This is a genomic window from Streptomyces sp. NPDC030840, from assembly GCF_055572015.1.
Genome location: NZ_JBVIEE010000013.1, coordinates 36,396 through 55,139, shown reverse-complemented (window position 1 = coordinate 55,139; position 18,744 = coordinate 36,396). Strand labels below are relative to the sequence as shown.

The window sequence follows — 18,744 nt, the reverse complement described above, 5'->3', positions numbered from 1 at the left end:
CGCGATACGCCGGTTCATCGCACGACCTCCGCGTCGAAAAGCTTCTCGATCTCCTCGGAGTTCCGGCCTGTCTCGGCGAGGACCTGTGCTGTGTGCTCGCCGGGAAGGGGGGCCGGCCGGGCGTGCCGGCGAGGGGCGGAGGAGCCGAACCGGGGAGCAGGGGCGGGTTGGAGGACTCCCGTGCCGTCGGTGAGGAAGGTGCCCCGTGCGGCGTTGTGAGGATGGCGCGGTGCCTCCACCAGCGACAGCACGGGGGTGACACACGCGTCGGCGTCCGCGAACACGGCGGCCCAGTCGTCGCGGGTCCGGGCGGCGAAGACCTCCTCCAGGCGCCGCCGCATGACCGGCCAGCGGGAACGGTCCCACTGCCCGGCGAAGTCGGCATCCGCGACCAGGCCGAGCCGTTCCAGGAGGGTGGCGAAGAAGGGCTCCTCGATCGCGCCGACCGCGACGTACTCGCCGTCGCGGCAGCGGTAGACGCCGTAGAACGGGGCTGTACCGTCCAGGTAGTTGACGCCCCGGCGGTCGGTCCACCGCCCCTGGTGCAGACGGCTGTAGACCATGGCCAGCAGCTGAGCCGACCCGTCCACCATGGCGGCGTCCACGACCTGGCCTTTCCCGGTGGCGCGTGCCTGCACGAGCGCGCACAGCACACCGAAGGCGAGCAGTGCGCCACCGCCACCGAAGTCGCCGAGCAGGTTGAGCGGCAGGACCGGCGGACCGTCGGCCGGTCCGATGGCCCCCAGGGCCCCCGACAGGGCGATGTAGTTGATGTCGTGCCCGGCCCGCGGCGCGAGCGGCCCGTCCTGCCCGAATCCCGTCATCCGTCCGTAGACCAGGCGCGGGTTGCGGTCCAGGCACGGGCCGGGGCCCACCCCGAGCCGTTCGGCCACCCCGGGCCGGAAGCCCTCCAGAAGGACATCGGCATCCGCCACCAGGTCGAGGACGGCGGCGACGCCTTCCGGGTGCTTGAGGTCGATGGCGGCCGAGCGCCGGCCCCGGTGCAGGACGGGATCGGGCCTGCCGGCCACGTCCGACGGGCGCTCGACACGGATCACGTCCGCACCGGCGTCGGCCAGGAGCATCGCACAGAACGGCCCCGGCCCGATGCCCCCCAGCTCGATGACCCGCAGCCCGGTGAGCGGCCCCGGGGCCGCATCGGGTACGGCGCCGTTCGCACGTTTCTGGTCTTGTTCCTCGTTCACCGGCCGCTCACCGGCCTCGCCAGACGGGAGCGCGCTTCTCGGTGAAGGCCGACGCGCCTTCCCGGGCGTCATCCGAGTTGAACACCAGCTCGGTGATCGGCTTCTGGCGGTCGAACAGTTCGTCGCGCGGCCAGCCGGGAGACTCCACGAGGACACGTTTGGTGACCCGTACGGCGAGCGGACCGTTGGCGGCGATGGCGGAGGCCAGCAGCCTTGCCTCCTTCAGCGCGCCGCCGGGTGGAGTGAGCCGGTTGACCAGCCCGTAGTGGTAAGCCCGTTCTGCGGTGAGGAGGTCACCGGTGAGAGCGAGTTCCATCGCGATCTGGTACGGGATACGGCCCGGCAGCCGCAGCAGTCCTCCGCCCACCGCCACCAGACCGCGTTTGACCTCGGGCAGCCCGAACTTGGCGTCCTCGGCGGCGACGACCAGATCACTCGCGAGTGCGATCTCGCATCCGCCCGCCACGGCGTAGCCCTCGACGGCGGCGATCAGCGGCTTGCGCGGCGGGGCCTCGGTGAGCCCGGCGAAACCGCGCCCCGGTATGTACGGGCGTTCGTCCCGCAGGAACGCCTTGAGGTCCATGCCCGCGCAGAAGGTGCCGCCCGCGCCGGTGATGATGCCGACCGCGAGGTCGTCACGCTCGTCCAACTCGTCCAGCGCGGATGCGATCGCCTCCGCGACGGCTCGGGTGACCGCGTTGCGGGACTCGGGCCGGTTGATGGTGATGACGGCGATGCCGTCGCCGTACTCGACCAGTACTTCGTCTGCCACGGCAGCTCCTTTACGGTGGCCAAGCGGTGGTCGCGGTGGGGGAGTAGCGGTTGAGCGCCGGCCTTCAGCGTGGGGCCAGGCGGATCGCGCCGTCGAGGCGGATGGTCTCTCCGTTGAGCATCGGGTTGTCGATGATGTGCAGGGCGAGTTGTGCGTACTCGTCCGCCGCGCCGAGGCGCGGGGGGTGGGGCACCGCGGCAGCGAGCGCGTCGAGCTTCTCCTTCGGCCTCCTGCCGAGCATCGGTGTGTCGAACAAGCCCGGCGCGATGGTGACGACCCGGATGCTCTTGCTCGCCAGATCCCGGGCCGCACACAGGGTGAGGCCGGCCACTCCGGCTTTCGACGCCGCGTACGGGGCCTGTCCGATCTGCCCCTCGAACGCCGCGACCGACGCTGTCATGACAACCACACCGCGGTCGCCGTCGAGGGGTTCGTTGCGGGCCATACGGGCGGCGGCGAGCCGGAGCACGTTGAAGGTGCCGATCAGGTTGACGTCGACCACGGCGCGGAAATGGTCGAGATCACCAGCGGTGCCGTCCTTGTCGACCACGCGGAGCGGACCGCCGCGGCCCGCGCAGTGGACGACCGCGCGCAGCGCTCCTGTCCGCTCGGCGGTGTCGAGGACGGCGGTCATGTCCTCGGCGCTCGTCACGTCGGCGGGGACGAAGACGGCCTCGGGGCCGAGGTCGAGGACGGCGCGGTCGCCGTCCGAGGAGGGCAGGTCCGCGATGGTGACGCGGGCGCCGGCCTTGAGAAGCCGCCGTGCCGTCGCCAGGCCGAGCCCCGACGCACCGCCGGTCACCACCGCGGATATTCCGCTGGTCTGCATGGACACTCCAGTCGGTCGAGTCGGTGTCGGATCTGCCGCCGCCGGTGCCGCGAAGGCTCGGCGACTGCCGTCGTGCGCCGGGCCACGGGCCCGGCCGTTGCGGTCGGGACCGCAGCCGATGGAGAGAAGAAACTTGTCGAACGATCGTTAAGTTAAGTGCCGTATCAGCCGCTGTCAATGACCGCGACGAAAAGTGCGGGCGCCCTAGCGGGCGGGCGCCTCGTCGTGTCCGACCATGGCGAACGCCAGCCGCACGTACCGGTCGCACAGCTCCGTCGTCCCGAGGTCGCCGGACGGGTCGTACCACTGGGCGACGGCGTTGCACATCGCCATGATCGCCCGGCGGGCGTCGTCCGGGTGCGGGGTCCGGAAGACTCCGCCGGCCATGCCGTCGTCTATGACTTTCTGGAACAGTCCCGATACGGCGTGCCGTCTTTCGATGATGGGGTTCCGGTACTCCGGTTCGAGATAACGGAGTTCCTGGAGGGTCAGCAGACTCTCGACCCGCCGCCGGACCCGGTAGTCGACCGTCACTCTGACCAGGGCGGCCAGCCGCGCGGCGGGGTCGTCACCGGCCTGGGCCAGTTCCTTCTCGCAGTGACGGAAGTAGTCGTCGAGCGAGTCCTCGATCAGGGCGTGGAAGAGCTCCGCCTTGCCGGAGTAGTAGTAATAGAGGGCGGACAGACTCATGCCGGCCCGCTTGGCGATGTCACGGATGGAGGCGCCGAAGTAGCCGCGCTCCGCGAAGACGTCTCGTGCGGCGTCCATGATGACCCCCCGGCCGTTTCCCCGGGGGCCGGAGGGGTCTTTGTCCGCCGCCTTGCCGCGCTTGCCCGCCGCTTCGCCGCTCGTCGCATCCATGGCCCCAGCCTCCCAGAACGAACGACCGATCGACAAAGCCGCCCCCCGCCATGGGGGAGTCGAGGGCCGGCGGACCGCCACCGCCGGACCCGCCGGGCACAGTCCCCGTGTCATGGGGCCGACGGAACCTTGTACTCCTTCGCCAGGTCCGATGCGAAGAAGTCACCGCGTGGTTCGACTCCGGCGAAGACACCCTTGTCCACACCCAGCACCTGGGTCTCGAGCGAACTGGGCTCAGCGGGATCGGAGAAGTCCTGAGTCGGGAGCAGGCCGGGCAGCCTGAAGTCGGTGACAGCGCTGCGGGCCTTGAGCACGCCCGGGCGGGTGAGGTCGTCGCAGCTCTTGCCGAGTATCTCGGCGTACAGCTTGGTCATGGCGTAGGCGTGGACGACTCCGCTGCTGGCCTCCGGTGCCTTGCCGTACTGGGCCCTCCAGGCAGCGGCCAGCTTGCGAGCGGCGGCGTTGTCCGCGCCGAGGGCGCCCAGCCCGGAGAGCCTGGTGTAGTGCTCGGTGAGCGCGGGCGCCGCAGACGTCGTGAGCAGGCTGGTGGCGAAGGTCGACACCCCACCCATGATCGGCACCTCCATGCCGGCCGCCTGTGCCACTGCCGCCACCGAAGCCGCCTGCTTGGGCGTCGAGTCGACCAGGATCGCCTTGACCTTCGCCGACTTGAGCGCGTTGACCTGGCTGGTGAGGTCGGTCGCGGTGGGGTCGATCTGCTGACCGACGATCTTCAACCCCAGCTTCCCCGCAGCGAACTTGCTGCCCCGCAGGCTGTTCTCGCCGATTTCTCCCTGCAGGTAGATGTGCCCGACGGAATCGCCGCCGCGCAGTGCGCCCTTCCTCACGAGCCAGTCCAGGCCGTTGATCGTCTGGATGTCGTACGTGGGGCCCAAAACGATCAGGTGCTCGTCCCCGAGCAGGGTCGACGCGAACGACGTCAGGCCGGCGAGCTCGTCCTTCGCCTCCATCTTGTCCCGCAGTGCCGTGACGACCGGTGTGCCGAGGATGTTCAGATAACCGAGGACCTGCGGATCCATCTCGTCGTACGCGGCGACGGCCTTCTGCGGGTCGTAGCCATGGTCGCGGGTGACGAGTGCCAGCTTCCGGTCGCAGACACCGCCTGCCGCGTTGATCTCCTTCACGGCGACGTTGCTCGCGTCGAGGATCGTCTTGCCGGTGCCCGCGAACGGGCCCGACAGGTCCATCAGCATCCCGAGCTTGATGGTGGAGTCACTGACCCCGGGGGCGGCGGCCGTGGCCCCGGCTGCCTTTTCGGCCTTGGTGGAGCAGCCGGCAACCGCCAGCGTCAGGGCCAGGGCCGTGGCCGCCAGGCCGAGTGCGCGCGATGTGGGCATCGGTGTGTCTCCTCGCTGAGAAGCGGATGAGGTGGTTGACAGCACACGTCCGGCAAGGCGGGGGGCGTGTCTGGAGTGTCTGAGGCGACGGACGGCTGGGGTGCGGGGGCTCAGGGAGCGGCGGCCGCGGCCGGGCGACGGCTTCGTAGAGGTCGAACGGCGCCGCCCAACGCCGCCAGACCGCCCGGCTGGACGATCACGGCCACGATGACGACCGCGCCGTACACGAACTGTGCCGCTGTCGACGCGTCCAGTCCCCGCCCGCCGGCTCCGGTGACGAACGGCAGGGAATCCGCATACCGGGAGAACAGCAGGGGCAGCGTCGTGACGAAGACCGCACCGGCGATCGCGCCCCCCACGGATCCGAGGCCGCCCAGGATGACCATCACCAGATAGCTGATCGACAGGTGGAGGCTGAAGTAGTCGGGAACGGTGCGCTGGAAGGCCAGTGCCGTGAGCACACCGGCAGCGCCGGCGTACATCGACGACAGTACGAAGACGGCTGTCTTGGTGCGTCGTATGTCGATGCCCATGGCGCTCGCGCCGATCTCGCTGTCCCTCATCAGCCTCAGCGCCCTGCCGGGCCGGCCGCGCAGGACGTTGCGGCCGAGCAGCGCCGCCCCGGCGGTGACGACGAGGAACAGATACCACTGGCTCTCGGCGGCACCGAACGGAACGCCCAGGACGGTGACGTCCGCCTGGTCGGAGAAGGAGAACCCGCCGATCGACATCGGCACGACGGTCCGGCCCTCGAAGCCGCCGGTCACCGGCTTCATGTTCTGCAGCAGATGGTGGCCGAGGAACACCAGGCCCAGGGAGGCGATGCCCAGGTAGATGCCGCGCAGACGGCTGGAGACCGGGCTGAACAGCAGGCCGCAGACGCCCGCCAGGAGGACGGCCAGGACTGCGGCGAGTAGCGTGGGGAGGCCGAGACCGGACACCCCGCCGCCGCTTTCTCCGGCCAGGAAGGCATAGCCGTATGTGCCGACGGCGACGAAGAAGGCGTGTGCCAGTGACAACTGTCCCGCCGCGCCGAGCAGGATGGTGAGGCCGATCGCGCCGACCGCGGCCGCCATCGCGAACAGGCCCATGTTCAGCCAGAACGCGGAGACATACAGGGGCAGTGCGAGGAGGACCAGCAGGGCGGCGGTCAGCGCGCACAGGGCCGGCACACGCCCTGCCCTGGGGAGCCGGGACGTCTCAGGCACGGCTGACCTCCTTCGCGCCGAACAGGCCCGAGGGCCGCCACAGCAGAATGCAGATCATGATCACGTAGGCCACGACGTCCCCGAGCCCTCGCCCGAGGAAGGAGAGGGCGTCCTGGTACTCGGCGACGGTCACCTCGGCGACGCCGATGACCAGGCCGCCCACGATCGCCCCGCCGAGCGAGTCGAGGCCGCCGATGATCGCGGCGGGGAGCGCCTTGATGGCCGCGGTCCCGGTACTCACGGCCACGCCAGGGCTGGGGAACGACGCGAGACCGATGCCGGCCGCGACGGCAAGGACGCCGGCCGTCACCCAGGCACCTGCCGAGACCCGCTTCAGCCGGACACCGGCGAGCGCCGCACCCTCCCGGTCCTCGATCGAGGCGCGCATGGCCAGGCCCCAGCCGGTGTGCCGGAGAACCGCGGCGAGACCGGTGATCAGCAGCGGCACGGTGACGATGGTGATGATCACGGACAAGGGCAGGACCACTGAGCCGAAGTGGACCACGTGTCCGTCCCAGGGAGCGCCGAGTGGCAGCACGCTCTCCCCGATGCGCCAGCTCAGTTCCGCGGTGAGCACCACGTTGACCCCTATGGTGAGGATGGCCAGCGCATCATGCTTGCGGCCGTCGACCCGGGACAGCAGCAGTCGCTCCACCGCCAGCCCCAGCGTCCCGGCCGCGACCAGGCCGAGCGCCACGGCGGCCGCGAAGCCGATGTGCGGGCTGGTCTGCGCCACCACCCACACGCCGAAGAGCACAAACGAGGCGTGCGCGAAGTTCACCGTGCGGGTCGCCTTGAAGACGATGACGAAGCCCAGGGCGATCAGGGCGTACAACAACCCCAATGACACACCGTTCAGGAGGATTTCGACTCCGCGGGTCATCACGACAACCTCTCCGCCACCTGGTCGTTTCCGGATCCCATGGGCGCTCCCAGATAGGCGCTGATCACTTCCGGATGCTGCCGTACGTGCTCCGGCGTGCCGTCCGTGACGACCTTGCCGAAGTCGAGGACGGTGATGCGGTCGGCGATCGACATGACCACTCCCATGTCGTGCTCGACGAACACCACGGTCAGACCGAGCGCGTCACGTGCCGTGGAGACCAGCCGGGCGAGTTCCGCGCTCTCGGCGGTGTTCATCCCGGCGACCGGTTCGTCGAGGATGAGCAACCGCGGTTCCAGGCACAGGGCCCGCGCGAACTCCAGGCGCTTGAGGTCCCCGTAGGCGAGGCTCGCCGCCGGGCGGTGAAGAACACCGGACAGGCCGGCGAACTCCGCTATGTCGCGCACCCGCGCTTCGTGGACACGCTGTTCACCGCGGCCCAGTCCCAGTGCGGTCGCGGCGATCCCGGACCGGGTCAGCCGATGCCGGCCGACCATGAGGTTGTCGAGTGTGGACTCGACCGGTGACACGACGATGTTCTGGAAGGTGCGGGCGATTCCCCTCCGTGCCACCCGGTCCGGACGCAGGCCCGTCACCTCCTGACCGTCCATCATGATGCGGCCGAGGCGACACGGTAGATCCCCGACAGGGCATTGAGCAGCGTCGTCTTCCCGGCACCGTTGGGACCGATGACGGCATGGATCGTTCCGGGTCGCACGGCGAATGACACACGGTCAAGCGCGCGCAGTCCGCTGAACACCACGCTCACGTCCTCGACACGCAGTTCCGGTGCCTTCTGAGTTTGAGTCGTCGTCATCCGGACCACCTGCTGAGCGCCGGCGCTTCACGGGTTCCGGGCCCGGGCCATGGCGCGGGTCCTCCGGCGCCCTGGCCGGCGTCCGCGTCCGCGCCCAGGTAGAGGCGGCGCACATCGTCGCTCTGCGCCAGTTCGTCCGTCGGTCCGCTCAGCACGACCCGGCCGAGGTCGAGCACACAGGCCGAGTCGGCGACCGACAGGGCCATCGCCGCGTTCTGCTCCACCAGCAGGACGGGGACCCCCTCCCGGCTGATGTCGCGGATGGTCTCGCCCACGAGATGCACCAGCCGCGGCGCGAGGCCGAGGGACGGCTCGTCGAGAAGCAGGAGTCTGGGCTGCGCCATCAACGCCCGGGCAATGGCGAGCATTTGCTGCTCGCCGCCGGACAGCGCCCCGCCACGGGCGCGTCGCCGCTCGGCGAGCTGCGGGAAGAGTTCGTACATCCGACGGCGTGTGCGCTCACGCACCGCCGACGACCGCACGGTGAGCGCACCGGCGTTCAGGTTGTCCTCGACCGTCAGACCGGCGAAGATGTGCCGTCCTTCCGGTACCTGCACGAGCCCGTGCGCCACGGTACGGGCGGTGTCCGCGCCGGTGATCCGTTCGCCGCGGAACCGGACGGAGCCTTCGGTGACCCCGCCGCCGTACAGGCCGAGCGTGCCGGAGACAGCGCGCATGAGCGTCGTCTTGCCGGCGCCGTTGCTGCCGAGGAGCGCGACGACGCCGCTGCCGCCGACGTCCAGGGACACCCCCCGCAGAACGGGTGCGCGAGCGCCGTACCGGACGACGAGTCCATCGATTTCGAGCACTTCGGCCTCCCTTGCCGCTCTGAAGCAACGTCAGGCGTTACTCATCGATCGTTCGTTAAGGCCAGCGCGAACGTAAAGTGAGCCACGTCACTCGGTCAAGGTCCCTGCACATGATCGCTTGTATGGGCACTGACTGAAGGGCTACGAGATCGCCCGGTTCCGCCTGGACAGCAGGGCCGGTACGCTGTTAAACGATCGTTCGATAAATCTGAGTCGGTCAGAAGACGAGGTGCCTTCGCATGCGTATCGGTATGACACTGGACTACAGCGGCGACTTCATCGGATCGGTCCGTGCCGTCAAGGACTTCGAGGCGGCAGGGGTCGAGATCGCCTTCGTGCCGGAGGCCTACTCGTTCGACGCCGTCAGCCGGTTGGGCTACCTCGCGGCCCGTACCGAACGCCTGGAGATCGCCTCCGGGATCCTCCCGGTCTTCACCCGTACGCCGTCGCTTCTGGCGATGACCGCCGCCGGTCTGGACGAGGTCTCCGGCGGCCGGTTCACGCTGGGCCTCGGAGCATCGGGACCGCAGGTGATCGAGGGCTTCCACGGGGTGCCGTACGACGCGCCACTCAGCCGCACCCGCGAGGTGGTGGAGATCTGCCGTCAGGTGTGGCGGGGCGAACCGGTGGTGCACCCGGGCCCGAAGTACCCGCTTCCGCTTCCCCCCGAACGGGGTACCGGGCTCGGCAAGCCCCTGAAACTCGTCAACAAGCCGGTCCGTTCCCGCATCCCCATCACCCTGGCGGCGATCGGACCGAAGAACGTCGAGTTGACGGCCGAACTCGCCGAGGGCTGGCTGCCCGTGTTCTTCCATCCCGGAAAGGCCGCCGAGGTGTGGGGAGCGGCACTGACCGCGGGGCTGTCCCGGCGCGACGCGGCACTGGGCACGCTCGACATCACGGTGACGGCGCCTCTGGCCGTCGGCGACGACGTGGAACACCTGCTGGACCGAGCTCGGCCACAACTGGCCCTCTACATCGGGGGAATGGGCGCGAGGAACAAGAACTTCTATGCCCGGCTCGCCGGTCGGTACGGCTACGAACAGGAGGCGGCGCGCATCCAGGACCTGTACTTGGCAGGAAAAAAGCAGGAGGCCGAAGCCGCCGTTCCCGAGGAACTGTTGAGGGCCATATCCCTGGTGGGGACGAAGGAGCAGATCGCCGGACAGCTCGATGCCTTCGCTGCCGCGGGAGTGACGACCCTGTGCGTGAAGCCGCTGGCCGACACGCACGGGGAACGCCTCCACGCCGTCGAGCGACTGCGCGACATGCTGAGCTGACAGGGGTGTCTCGTCGCGCGGCCTCTTTCGTGTGCGCGTCCATGCGGACCGCGCAGGCGGGAGTTGGCTCACCCGCAGGGCACCGGCTCCCGGCGGGCGGCGGCGATTCCTTGAGCGCTCGCCTGCCGCCATCAACTGCTTGATGGCCCTGCCTGCGGTCGGGCCGGCGAGGCAGTCCAACCGGGCGTCCACCGTGTGTTCCTCGGCTGATCTTGAAGTGATCTGCGTCACATGCTGTCACGGTCGTCGGTGGACCGGTGTCTTGATGCCGGACCGCTTGGAGACGACGGAGGAGACCGCGGCATGAGCAGACAGATGGCGAACACACAGCGCACCCTCACGTTCCTCAAGGTCGTGATCGCCCTGCAGACCCTGACCCTGTTCTTCCAAGCGGCCACCGCCGGAGCGCTCCTGACCTCGTCTCACGGCTACCTCCTCCACGACATCGGCTCGAAGGTCATGTACGCCGCCACCATGCTGTACGTCCTCGCCACCGTCCTGGCGTGGCGCCCCGGCGGCGGATCCCCCCGCCCCGTCCTGTACGCCACCGGATTCCTCCTCCTCGCTTCGGCGCAGGTCGCGCTGGGCGTCGCCCATGTGCCCTCGCTCCACGTCCCCCTGGGCGTGGTGATGTTCGCCCTCAGCACCCTGGCCCTGGTCCAGGCACTGTCGCCGCGCCTGCTGCCGCGATCCACTGCCAGCTCATAATGCTCATGGGCCAGCTCGCGCACCTTCACCGACTCCGAGCTGTCGGTCTGCCAGCCGGCACCGGCCAGTGCCGAGGTCACCTGCGGCGCGAACGCCCCGAGACCCCCGACCACGACCAGCACAGCAGCAGCATCAGGCGTACTCGGATGATGGCCCGGACACCGAGTCGCCCGAGCCGGCCGGGCGGGGCCGGGGCGGCGGGGGTCTCTTCGGCCTCCAGCACGGTTGGGGCAGCGGTCATGGCCATCTCCTGTTCGATGTACCCCGGGGGGTAGGCGGTGAGGCGCAGATAGGCGACGTGGACCTCGGCGAGAGCCGGCCAGTTGCGGTACATGGCGCGGGTGTGCGGGTCGAGGAAGAACATCCTGGGGATCGACGGACGCTCCTGCGGATGTCGTGGCGCCTGGAAGGGGATGTGCTCGGCGGCCAGCGCGTGCCCGGTGCGGTTCCACGCGAGAACGTCGCCGCGCCTGCCGAGCACCACCGCGGGCGTGGCCTCGCCCAGTGACTTCGCCGCGGCCTTCGCGGCCGGTTTCGCCATCGGCCAGGTCATCGTCGGCGTCCTCCTCGGCCAGTTCTGGGGGGGGCTCGGTCTTCCTCGTCAACCTCCCCGTCATCGTCGTGGTCCTGGTGTCCGCGCCGGTCCTCCTCCGAGAGGTCCGGCCGGGCGGGACGGGCCGCGTCGACCCGCGCGCTCGTCGAGCTTGTCGCTCTTGTAGTCGATGGCCGCGTCGTAACCGGCCTGCTCGACCTTCCCAACGTCGGCGGCGACATGCTCGACACGGTGCTGCTCCGCATGGCGCCCCAGGGACGGGCTGATCTGCGGCGCGATGTCGTCCGGCTGCACCGACGTCAAGCTCCAGGGCCCGACCAACTACATGCGCGTCTGCACTCGCCGGCTCACCGTCCGGGGCATCCCGCTGTTCTTCTACGCCGACCGCCTCGCCGAGGGCGCCGCCCAACTCGGCGCCTGGGTAAGCGAAGGTCGCCTGCACGTCGCGGAGGACATCGTCGAGGGCTTCGAGAACGCGCCGGCCCTCCTGCCGACGGTGTTCACCGGCAAGCAGCCCGGCAAGCTCCTTCTCAAGGTGGAGAACCCGGAACAGCGGGTCACGCCCCCGTGACGCCGCTCCTCCAGGGTCGAAGGCCACGGGATGTCCTTCGTCGTCGGTTTCGGACATCATCGCCGCGGCCACCGCGGCCAGCGCCTCGGTGTTGGAGGGCTCGGGGTTTCTGCCCACGGGGGCCGTGGGCGAAGCGTCCAGGTACCCGTCACCGTGGGCCTGATGACAGTGAGAAGCGCCGCCCGTATTCGGCCGTGAGGAGGTCTTTGTCCGGCCGCCCCGGGGTACCCGGCCGCCGGAAGACGCGTGCCGGCCGTCAGGCCCGGCGCGGACGACCGTCAGCGAGGAGGAACCCATGAGCACGGTGAAGGAAGCGGTGGAGGTCGAGGTTCCCGTCCGCACGGCCTACAACCAGTGGACGCAGTTCGAGGAGTTCCCGAACTTCATGGAGGGCGTCGAGGAAGTGAGGCAGCTCGACGACCGGCACAACCACTGGACCATGAAGATCGGCGGAGTGCGGCGCGAGTTCGACACCGAGATCGTCGACCAGCTGCCGGACGACCGGATCACCTGGCGGGTCGTCGAGGGCGAGCCCCACCAGCGCGGATCGGTCAGCTTCCAGAAGCTGGACGACACCCACACCCGGGTGGAGCTCACGATGGAGGTCGAGCCCGCCGGCGCCACCGAGAAGGGCGCGGACATGCTCGGCGTGATCGACCGCCGGGTCAAGGGTGACATGCGCCGCTTCAAGGAGTACATCGAACAGCGCGGGGGCGAGACGGGCGCCTGGCGCGGACGCATCCGGCCGGAAGACCCGGGTTCGACCCTCTGACACACCCTCGGACAACGCGACGCGCACACTCAAGGGCGGGAGCGCCACGGGCGCTCCCGCCCTGGTGGTGCGGGGGCCGGCCGGTCAGCCCACGTACTTGCGGGCGGTTGAGGTGCGCCGCGCCTTCTCCAGGGCTGCCAGCCGGGCCTCCAGAGCGGGGGGAACCGGGTCACGCTGGGCGAGCACCCAGGGAAGTCCCGCCGCCGCACGGGCGAACGCGCGCAGGGACGCCCGGTCCCGCGGCACGGTGCGCATCAGGTACAGAGTGCGGCGCACGGCCGAGGACCACGGGCGCCGCAGCCAGGTGAACCACAGGGTGTTGCGCAGGCCGAGAACCCGGCGATCGGTGCTGTCGCGGACCGGCGAGGCCGCGTGATGGATCGTCAGCTCCGGTACGTAGCACAGCCAGTGCCCCTGGCGGAGCAGGTCGGTGGCGAGCAGCTCCTCCTCACCGCCGAGCCAGAGCCCGGGGTGGAAGCCGCCCGCCGAGCGGAACGCGTCGGTACGCAGGACCGTCGCCGCGGCGAGGAACGAGCCGAGCGGCGGCCCGGGCAGCCAGCCGGGACCGGTCAGCGGCGAGTCGCGCAGTTCCGCCACGACGGGATCCTCCTCGCCGGAGGGCTCCACCACGATGCGGGCGGTCACCGCGGCCAGCCGCTCGTGGGCGTCGAGCAGGTCCGCCGCCCGTGCCAGTGAGCCGGGCTCCCACCAGGTGTCGTCGTCGCAGAAGGCCACGTACGGCGTACGGACCTGACGCACCGCCAGGTTGCGTCCGACCGCGCCCAGGTTCCGTCCCGGCCGCAGCACCAGGAACTCGGGGAACCGCTCGGCGACGGCCTCCGCGCTGCCGTCACCGGACCCGTTGTCCGTGACGATCACCCTCGGCCGCTCGGGCAGGTCCCGAAGCCGCTGAAGGGAGCGCAGCAACTCCTGCCGCCGGTCACGGGTGATGACGACGACCGTCGTACGGGGATCCGGACGCCTCGCGCTCATGACGCACCGCCCCGGTGCGCGGAGGCGGACGTCCCGTCCAGCAACCGGGCCGCGCTCTCGACCGGCGCCGGAAGCGGTGACCGGTGCCTGAGCGCCGTGGGGAGACGGGCCAGCGTCCCGCGCAGCGCCGACACGGCGCCGGGCTCCCGGCGCGCGGCCGCGGCCGCGACCGTGGCGGTCCCGCGGAGCGCCACGGGGACCGGCCGCCGCAGCCACAGGGTCAGCAGATGGTTGCGCGCCTGGACCGCCGTACGCCCCGGCCGGCCGCCCGGCTCCGGGGCGTGCCGGGCGGTCACCGAGGGGGCGTACGCCACGCCCCAGCCGCGTGCGGCGAGGTCGTACGCCAGCAGCGTCTCCTCGCCGCCGAAGAAGAGCACCGGGTGGTAGCCGCCCGCCTCAAGGAAGGCACCCCGGCGGACGACCGCGGCGCACGCGAGGAACCCCAGGACCGGGCGGCCCGGCAGGTCGGGCACGGGAGGCAGGGGGGATGCGGCCAGCTCCGAGTTGAGCGGGTCCTCGCTTCCGTCCGGGCCGACCAGGGTGCGCGCGGCCAGCAGGCCGAGCCGGGGGTGGGCCTCGAAGAGGTCCGCCGCGGTGTCGAGGGCGCCCGGTTCCCACCAGGAGTCGTCGTCGCTGAAGGCGACGTACGGCGTGGTCGCGTGGCGTACGGCGAGGTTGCGGCCCAGGGCCCCCGTGTTCCGCCCGGCGAGCAGGAGGCGCGCGCCCACCGGATGGGCGCGGACCGCCTGGGCGGTCCCGTCGGTGGAGCCGTTGTCCACGACCACGACCGGGGGCCGTTCCGGCAGCGCCGCCAGCCGGTCCAGGGTGCGCAACAGGCTCTCGCGGCGGTTGCGGGTGATCACCGCGACGCTGGTACGCGCCGCGCCGCCCGGTGCCGGGGGCGACGCCGGTGCCGGGGGCGCGTGGCGGTGGTGTCCGTCGGAGGACGCCGTCATCACATGCCTTCCCTGATCAGTTCCTGTACGGCGCGGACCACGTCCCGCGCGGTGACCTCGTGGCCGCCGTCGCCCGGGGCGCCGCACCGGTCGCTGTCGCCCAGGAGCACGCGGGGAACGCCGTACGGCGCCCCGCGTTCGGCGGGCAGCACGGGGCGGGACAGGGAGACCACCGGGGTGCCGGTGGCGGCCGCCAGATGGGCCGGGCCCGGCTCCGCGGCGACGAGCACGTCCGCGGCGCGGAGCACGCCGGCCAGCGTCCGCGCGTCCGTACGGCCCCCGAGGTCGACGGCCGTGTCGCCGCTGATCCGCCGGGTCAGGGCGCTCTCGTCCGGGCTGCCGGTGACGACCACGCGGTGGCCCGCGTCGGCGAGCAGGCCGACGGCCTCCGCGTACCGGTCGGCGTCCCGGGCGCGCTCCGGAGTGTCCGGCCCCGGCGAGACGACCACGTAGGGGCCGTTACCGGTGAGACCCGCGGTGTCGGGGGTCGGCCCCACGCGCAGCCGGCCGTCGTCGCCCTGCCGGGGACGGACGCCCAGCTCGGCGGCGCTCCCGACGACGCGCCGCACCCGCGCCCCGCGCACCAGGTCCACGAGGGGCGTGGGGCCGCGATCGGTGGGGGTGAGGACGAGGGCGACGTCGTGCGCTCCGCCGCGCAGCCGTCCGAGCACGTCGTCCGGGCCGCTCTCGTCCCCGCCGGGCGGGTCGTCGTCCGCGCAGGTCAGCACCTCGTCGACGTGCGGCAGCAGACGGGCGGCCGGGGCGCCCTCAGGGGAGCACAGCATCGTCACGTGTTCGGCCCGCGTCGCCACGGCCCGGACGGCCGGACCGGCCAGGAGGACACCGTCGAAACCGTCCGGGCACACGACCAGCGCCTTCACGGCGATCACTCCCCTCGTCCGTTCGCCACTGGGGCACGGCGGCGACCGGCTTCCGCGGGGTGCCGTGCGAAGTGGGCGATGGTCCGCTGGAGGCCCTCCTCCCGCGACACCCTCGGGTTCCAGCCGAACAACTCGCGGACCCAGGTCGTGTCGGGAGCGCGTCGCTCCGCCTCGCCGGCCGGGCGGTCGACGAACCGCAGCGTCGAGTCCGAGCCGGTCAGGGCGATCACCCGGCGGGCGAGGGCGGCGACGCTCGTCTCCTCGCCGCCGCCCACGTTGACCGGGCGCACGGACCGTGCGGCCGCCACCAGAAGGACGGCCTCGACCGTGTCGTCGACGAAGCACAGGGACCGCGTCTGGCGGCCGTCACCCGCGACGGTCAGTTGCTCCCCGGCCAGCGCCTGCCGGATGAAGGTGGACACCGCCCGGCCGTCGTCGGCACGCATCCGGGGACCGTACGTGCTGAACACCCGCACGATCCCGGCGTCGGCCCCCTCGGCGCCCGCGTACGCGGTGACCAGCGCCTCGGAGAACCGCTGAGCCTCCTCGTAGGCGCAGCGCGGGCCGACCGGGTCGACGCCGCCGACGTGGTCCTCCCGCTGCGGATGCGCGTGGGGACGGCCGTAGACCGCCGACGAGGAGCCGAGCAGGAAACGCGCGCCGTCCCGGCACGCCACCGCGAGGGCGTTGCGGGTGCCGGCGCTGCCCGCGGCCAGTGTCTCCAGCGGGAGACGGCGGCGGTCGGCGGGGGCGGAGGGAAACGCGAAGTGGAGGACCAGGTCGTACGGGCCGGCGAGCGCCACCGAGGCGCCGGGTGCCGAGAGGCCGGCGATGTCGTGTGGCAGGAAGCGGAAGCCCGGGCGGTCCATGAGGTGGGCGGTGTTCTCCGGTGAGCCCGTCGACAGGTTGTCCACGCAGTCGACGGCGACACCCTGCTCCAGCAGGCGCTCGCACAGGTGGGACCCGAGGAAGCCGGCGCCTCCGGTCACCAGGGCCCGTTCCCAGGCCGGCCGTGCCGACGTGGTGAAGCTCATGGCTGTCACGTGCACCACCCTCCCGGGGTGCGGGTCCGGGCAGGCATGCGCCATGGGGTCCCGGACCGGTCGGTTCGTGCTGTCAGGGCGGTCATGTCGTGGTGCGCCGGAGGGGCGGCCGCCGCTCGGGTGCCCCGGCGGGTGGCGGTCACACGTGAGGGCGCGCCGCGGGGGCGGTGTTACCGGCGTCACGCCGGGCGGGGGTGGCCGTCGCGGCGGCGTGAGCTCTGTGAGCAAGCACACCAGGTGGGGCAAGTGCCCCTGGCACGGGTGCGGTTGGCGGTCCCGCCGACGGCGTTCGCGGCGCACGCGAAATGACTCGCCCTCCCCGTCTGCCACGATGGTCGGCGCCGTGCCCAAGGGTGAACCCATGCCGCAGCCGTCGTGGGATGCCGACCCGGTGGCACCGTCGCCGGACCCGTCCGGTGGAGCGGCCGTGCAGCGCAGCCGGCGTTCCGACACCCCGCAGCTGTCCCCTCGCCCGACCCTGCCCGAGTCGCCGGCCCCGCCCGAGTCCCCGGCCCTGTCTCCGAGTAGCTCACTGTGCCTTCTTCGCCCGCGGGCCACGCGCCCGCCCCCGTAACCGTGTCCGCGTCGCGTTCGCCCTGGCGGTCCCTGAAGTACCCCAGCATGCGCTGGTGGTCCCTCGCGAACTTCCTGTCCAACGCGGGGACCTGGATGCAGCTCACGGTGCAGAACCTGCTGGTCCTCCAGATCACCGGCTCCGCCGCCGCGACCGGGCTGTCCATCTCCGTCCAGGCCGCACCCGCGCTGCTCGTGAGCCTCGCGGGCGGCGCCGCCGTGGACCGCTGGCCCCGGAAGACGACCGCCGCCGTCAGCCAGGCCCTCCTGGGCACCGTGGCGTTCGTGACCGCCGTCCTCGTCGCGCTGGACCGGCTCGACCTGACCGTGCTGATGGTGCTGGCCGCCGTGACCGGGCTCGTCGCCACGGTCGACGGCCCCGCCTGCGCGCTCCTCGGCAACGACCTCGTCCGCAAGGAGGACGTGCCCTCCGCGATCGGGGTGGGATCGCTGGTGCACAGCGCGGGACGCCTCGCCGGGACGGCGCTGGCGGGCGTGACGGTCGGCGTGCTCGGCACGGCCGCCGCGTACGTCGGCAACGGACTGTCGTTCCTGTTCGTCGCCGCGGTCATCCCGTTCCTGCGCCCGGTGCACCAGGAGCCCGACGCTCCCGCGGCCGGCAAGGTCACCCTTCCCGCCCAGCGCGGGGCGGGGAAGCGGGCTGAGGACATGACCGCCGACATGACCGCCGACATGACTGTGCGTCAGGGGCTGGCCTTCTTCGTCCGCAGGCCCCGGCTGATGGCGCTGGCCGGGATCACCGGGATTAGCGCGGTGTTCGGGCGGAACTACCAGCTGACGCTCGCGGTCCTCGTCACCGGGCCCCTCGCGGGCGGTGCCGGGGCGTTCGGCACGGTCTCGACCGTGCTCGCCCTGGGCGGCATCCTCGGCGCGGTCCTCGGCGCCCGGCTGCGCAGCCCGTCCGTACGGATCGTCGGCCTGCTGGCGGCCGGGGGAGCCCTGCTCCAGGCGGTGGCCGCGTTCTCCCCGTCGCTCGCCGTGCTGCTGGTGCTCGTCCTGCCGATGGCCGTGGTGGAGTCCGTCTCCGACACCGCCGGGACCACGGTCCTGCAGACCGATCCTCCCGCCCGCCTCCGGGGCCGGGTGCTCGGCGTCTGGGCCACCATCAGCACCGTGTGGGGCCTCGCCGGCCCTCCGGCGCTCGGTCTCCTCATGGAGCTGGCCGGGGCCCGCGGCGCCCTCGCGACCGGCGGACTCCTCATCGCGGGCGCGATCGGCGCGGGCTTCGCCCTGCGCCGGCGCCGGACCGCGGCAGCGGTCGTCGTGGACGTGGAGGCGCACGGGCCGCAGGGCCTCGGCACGGAGCCCGGTACGGCGACGCGACCGGGGCTGAGCACGGCCGCCTGAACGGGCGGGTTCCGCGGGTTCCGCGGGGCCGCCCGCAGGGCCCGATCCCGCCCGTCGGGGCGCGGTCGTGGCGGGTGGCCCGTGCCCGCTGCCGGCGTCCGGTCGCGCCGTCACCGGGAAGCGGTCGTCGTGGACGTGGAGGCGCACGGGCCGCAGGGCCTCGGCGCGGAGCCCGGTGCGGCGACGCGACCGGGGCTGAGCACGGCTGCCTGAACGGGCGGGTTCCGCGGGTTCCGCGGGGCCGCCCGCAGGGCCCGATCCCGCCCGTCGGGGCGCGGTCGTGGCGGGTGGCCCGTGCCCGCTG

18 protein-coding genes and 2 pseudogenes are annotated in these 18,744 nt (G+C 71.9%); 5 read left to right on the top strand and 15 right to left on the bottom strand.

Annotated features, from left to right (window positions below; translation table 11 throughout):
- Positions 1–14: 14 nt before the first annotated feature.
- The 9 genes and pseudogenes from ACZ49J_RS26440 to ACZ49J_RS26400 all read right to left on the bottom strand — a co-directional run bounded on the left by ACZ49J_RS26440 (position 15) and on the right by ACZ49J_RS26400 (position 8,742).
- Positions 15–1,205, bottom strand: coding sequence for a CaiB/BaiF CoA transferase family protein (locus ACZ49J_RS26440; protein ID WP_467451888.1), 1,191 nt, complete (start codon positions 1,203–1,205; stop codon positions 15–17).
- Between the two features lie 7 nt (positions 1,206–1,212).
- The gene (locus tag ACZ49J_RS26435) at positions 1,213–1,977 is read right to left on the bottom strand and encodes a crotonase/enoyl-CoA hydratase family protein (protein ID WP_467451887.1); all 765 of its coding nucleotides are present in this window, start codon (positions 1,975–1,977) and stop codon (positions 1,213–1,215) included.
- 64 nt (positions 1,978–2,041) lie between these two features.
- Positions 2,042–2,806 (bottom strand): SDR family NAD(P)-dependent oxidoreductase, encoded by a 765-nt coding sequence (locus ACZ49J_RS26430; protein WP_467451886.1) that lies wholly within the window; start codon positions 2,804–2,806, stop codon positions 2,042–2,044.
- A 204-nt stretch (positions 2,807–3,010) separates the two neighbouring features.
- A complete protein-coding gene (locus tag ACZ49J_RS26425) occupies positions 3,011–3,667 on the bottom strand; it encodes a TetR/AcrR family transcriptional regulator (protein ID WP_467451885.1) in 657 nt (218 codons plus the stop codon).
- Positions 3,668–3,777: 110 nt separating this feature from the next.
- Entirely contained in the window at positions 3,778–5,025 is a 1,248-nt protein-coding gene (locus ACZ49J_RS26420) for an ABC transporter substrate-binding protein (RefSeq protein ID WP_467451884.1), read from the bottom strand.
- 110 nt (positions 5,026–5,135) lie between these two features.
- The gene (locus ACZ49J_RS26415; RefSeq protein ID WP_467451883.1) at positions 5,136–6,233 is read right to left on the bottom strand and encodes a branched-chain amino acid ABC transporter permease; all 1,098 of its coding nucleotides are present in this window, start codon (positions 6,231–6,233) and stop codon (positions 5,136–5,138) included.
- Entirely contained in the window at positions 6,226–7,116 is an 891-nt protein-coding gene (locus tag ACZ49J_RS26410) for a branched-chain amino acid ABC transporter permease (protein ID WP_467451882.1), read from the bottom strand. The genes ACZ49J_RS26415 and ACZ49J_RS26410 overlap by 8 nt, the downstream gene beginning before the upstream one ends.
- Positions 7,116–7,933 (bottom strand): annotated as a pseudogene (locus ACZ49J_RS26405) (ABC transporter ATP-binding protein). Before ACZ49J_RS26405 ends, ACZ49J_RS26410 begins: the two are co-directional and overlap by 1 nt.
- The gene (locus ACZ49J_RS26400; protein WP_467451881.1) at positions 7,930–8,742 is read right to left on the bottom strand and encodes an ABC transporter ATP-binding protein; all 813 of its coding nucleotides are present in this window, start codon (positions 8,740–8,742) and stop codon (positions 7,930–7,932) included. Before ACZ49J_RS26400 ends, ACZ49J_RS26405 begins: the two are co-directional and overlap by 4 nt.
- A gap of 239 nt (positions 8,743–8,981) precedes the next feature.
- Between ACZ49J_RS26400 and ACZ49J_RS26395 the strand changes: the two genes are divergently transcribed.
- Together ACZ49J_RS26395 and ACZ49J_RS26390 are read left to right on the top strand one after the other, a co-directional pair.
- Positions 8,982–10,022 carry an LLM class F420-dependent oxidoreductase gene (locus ACZ49J_RS26395; protein WP_467451880.1) on the top strand — a complete coding sequence of 347 codons (1,041 nt, stop codon included), beginning with the start codon at positions 8,982–8,984 and terminating at the stop codon, positions 10,020–10,022.
- 303 nt (positions 10,023–10,325) lie between these two features.
- Positions 10,326–10,730, top strand: a complete 405-nt coding sequence (locus ACZ49J_RS26390; protein ID WP_467451879.1) for a hypothetical protein — start codon at positions 10,326–10,328, stop codon at positions 10,728–10,730.
- A 268-nt stretch (positions 10,731–10,998) separates the two neighbouring features.
- Here ACZ49J_RS26390 and ACZ49J_RS26385 read toward each other — a convergent pair.
- Positions 10,999–11,241 (bottom strand): annotated as a pseudogene (locus tag ACZ49J_RS26385) (MmyB family transcriptional regulator); the annotation flags it as partial.
- 102 nt (positions 11,242–11,343) lie between these two features.
- Positions 11,344–11,577, bottom strand: a complete 234-nt coding sequence (locus ACZ49J_RS26380) for a hypothetical protein (RefSeq protein ID WP_467451878.1) — start codon at positions 11,575–11,577, stop codon at positions 11,344–11,346.
- On the opposite strand from ACZ49J_RS26380, the gene ACZ49J_RS26375 reads away from it, so the two are divergent.
- Together ACZ49J_RS26375 and ACZ49J_RS26370 are read left to right on the top strand one after the other, a co-directional pair.
- On the top strand, positions 11,561–11,854 hold the full coding sequence (locus ACZ49J_RS26375; protein ID WP_467451877.1) for a hypothetical protein: 294 nt from the start codon (positions 11,561–11,563) through the stop codon (positions 11,852–11,854). The two genes, ACZ49J_RS26380 and ACZ49J_RS26375, sit on opposite strands and share 17 nt — an antisense overlap.
- 295 nt (positions 11,855–12,149) lie before the next feature.
- On the top strand, positions 12,150–12,626 hold the full coding sequence (locus ACZ49J_RS26370; RefSeq protein WP_467451876.1) for an SRPBCC family protein: 477 nt from the start codon (positions 12,150–12,152) through the stop codon (positions 12,624–12,626).
- Positions 12,627–12,710: 84 nt separating this feature from the next.
- On the opposite strand, the gene ACZ49J_RS26365 is transcribed toward ACZ49J_RS26370, so the two are convergent.
- From ACZ49J_RS26365 to ACZ49J_RS26350, 4 genes are read right to left on the bottom strand one after another with little or no spacing between them, the layout of a single operon-like run.
- Positions 12,711–13,619 (bottom strand): glycosyltransferase family 2 protein, encoded by a 909-nt coding sequence (locus tag ACZ49J_RS26365; RefSeq protein WP_467451875.1) that lies wholly within the window; start codon positions 13,617–13,619, stop codon positions 12,711–12,713.
- Entirely contained in the window at positions 13,616–14,575 is a 960-nt protein-coding gene (locus ACZ49J_RS26360) for a glycosyltransferase family 2 protein (protein WP_467451874.1), read from the bottom strand. Before ACZ49J_RS26360 ends, ACZ49J_RS26365 begins: the two co-directional genes overlap by 4 nt.
- On the bottom strand, positions 14,575–15,456 hold the full coding sequence (locus ACZ49J_RS26355) for a glycosyltransferase family 9 protein (RefSeq protein WP_467452024.1): 882 nt from the start codon (positions 15,454–15,456) through the stop codon (positions 14,575–14,577). Before ACZ49J_RS26355 ends, ACZ49J_RS26360 begins: the two co-directional genes overlap by 1 nt.
- 5 nt (positions 15,457–15,461) lie before the next feature.
- The gene (locus ACZ49J_RS26350; protein ID WP_467452023.1) at positions 15,462–16,490 is read right to left on the bottom strand and encodes an NAD-dependent epimerase/dehydratase family protein; all 1,029 of its coding nucleotides are present in this window, start codon (positions 16,488–16,490) and stop codon (positions 15,462–15,464) included.
- Between the two features lie 630 nt (positions 16,491–17,120).
- Between ACZ49J_RS26350 and ACZ49J_RS26345 the strand changes: the two genes are divergently transcribed.
- Complete coding sequence (locus tag ACZ49J_RS26345) at positions 17,121–18,440, top strand: MFS transporter (protein ID WP_467451873.1); 1,320 nt, start codon at positions 17,121–17,123, stop codon at positions 18,438–18,440.
- Positions 18,441–18,744 lie beyond the last annotated feature (304 nt).

Coding starts and splice junctions, on each gene's coding strand:
- ACZ49J_RS26370 (WP_467451876.1), top strand. CDS start 12,150: ATGAGCACGGTGAAGGAAGCGGTGGAGGTCGAGGTTCCCGTCCGCACG.
- ACZ49J_RS26365 (WP_467451875.1), bottom strand. CDS start 13,619: ATGAGCGCGAGGCGTCCGGATCCCCGTACGACGGTCGTCGTCATCACC.
- ACZ49J_RS26395 (WP_467451880.1), top strand. CDS start 8,982: ATGCGTATCGGTATGACACTGGACTACAGCGGCGACTTCATCGGATCG.
- ACZ49J_RS26430 (WP_467451886.1), bottom strand. CDS start 2,806: ATGCAGACCAGCGGAATATCCGCGGTGGTGACCGGCGGTGCGTCGGGG.
- ACZ49J_RS26375 (WP_467451877.1), top strand. CDS start 11,561: ATGTCGTCCGGCTGCACCGACGTCAAGCTCCAGGGCCCGACCAACTAC.
- ACZ49J_RS26360 (WP_467451874.1), bottom strand. CDS start 14,575: ATGACGGCGTCCTCCGACGGACACCACCGCCACGCGCCCCCGGCACCG.
- ACZ49J_RS26350 (WP_467452023.1), bottom strand. CDS start 16,490: ATGAGCTTCACCACGTCGGCACGGCCGGCCTGGGAACGGGCCCTGGTG.
- ACZ49J_RS26345 (WP_467451873.1), top strand. CDS start 17,121: ATGCGCTGGTGGTCCCTCGCGAACTTCCTGTCCAACGCGGGGACCTGG.
- ACZ49J_RS26420 (WP_467451884.1), bottom strand. CDS start 5,025: ATGCCCACATCGCGCGCACTCGGCCTGGCGGCCACGGCCCTGGCCCTG.
- ACZ49J_RS26390 (WP_467451879.1), top strand. CDS start 10,326: ATGAGCAGACAGATGGCGAACACACAGCGCACCCTCACGTTCCTCAAG.
- ACZ49J_RS26425 (WP_467451885.1), bottom strand. CDS start 3,667: ATGGATGCGACGAGCGGCGAAGCGGCGGGCAAGCGCGGCAAGGCGGCG.
- ACZ49J_RS26410 (WP_467451882.1), bottom strand. CDS start 7,116: ATGACCCGCGGAGTCGAAATCCTCCTGAACGGTGTGTCATTGGGGTTG.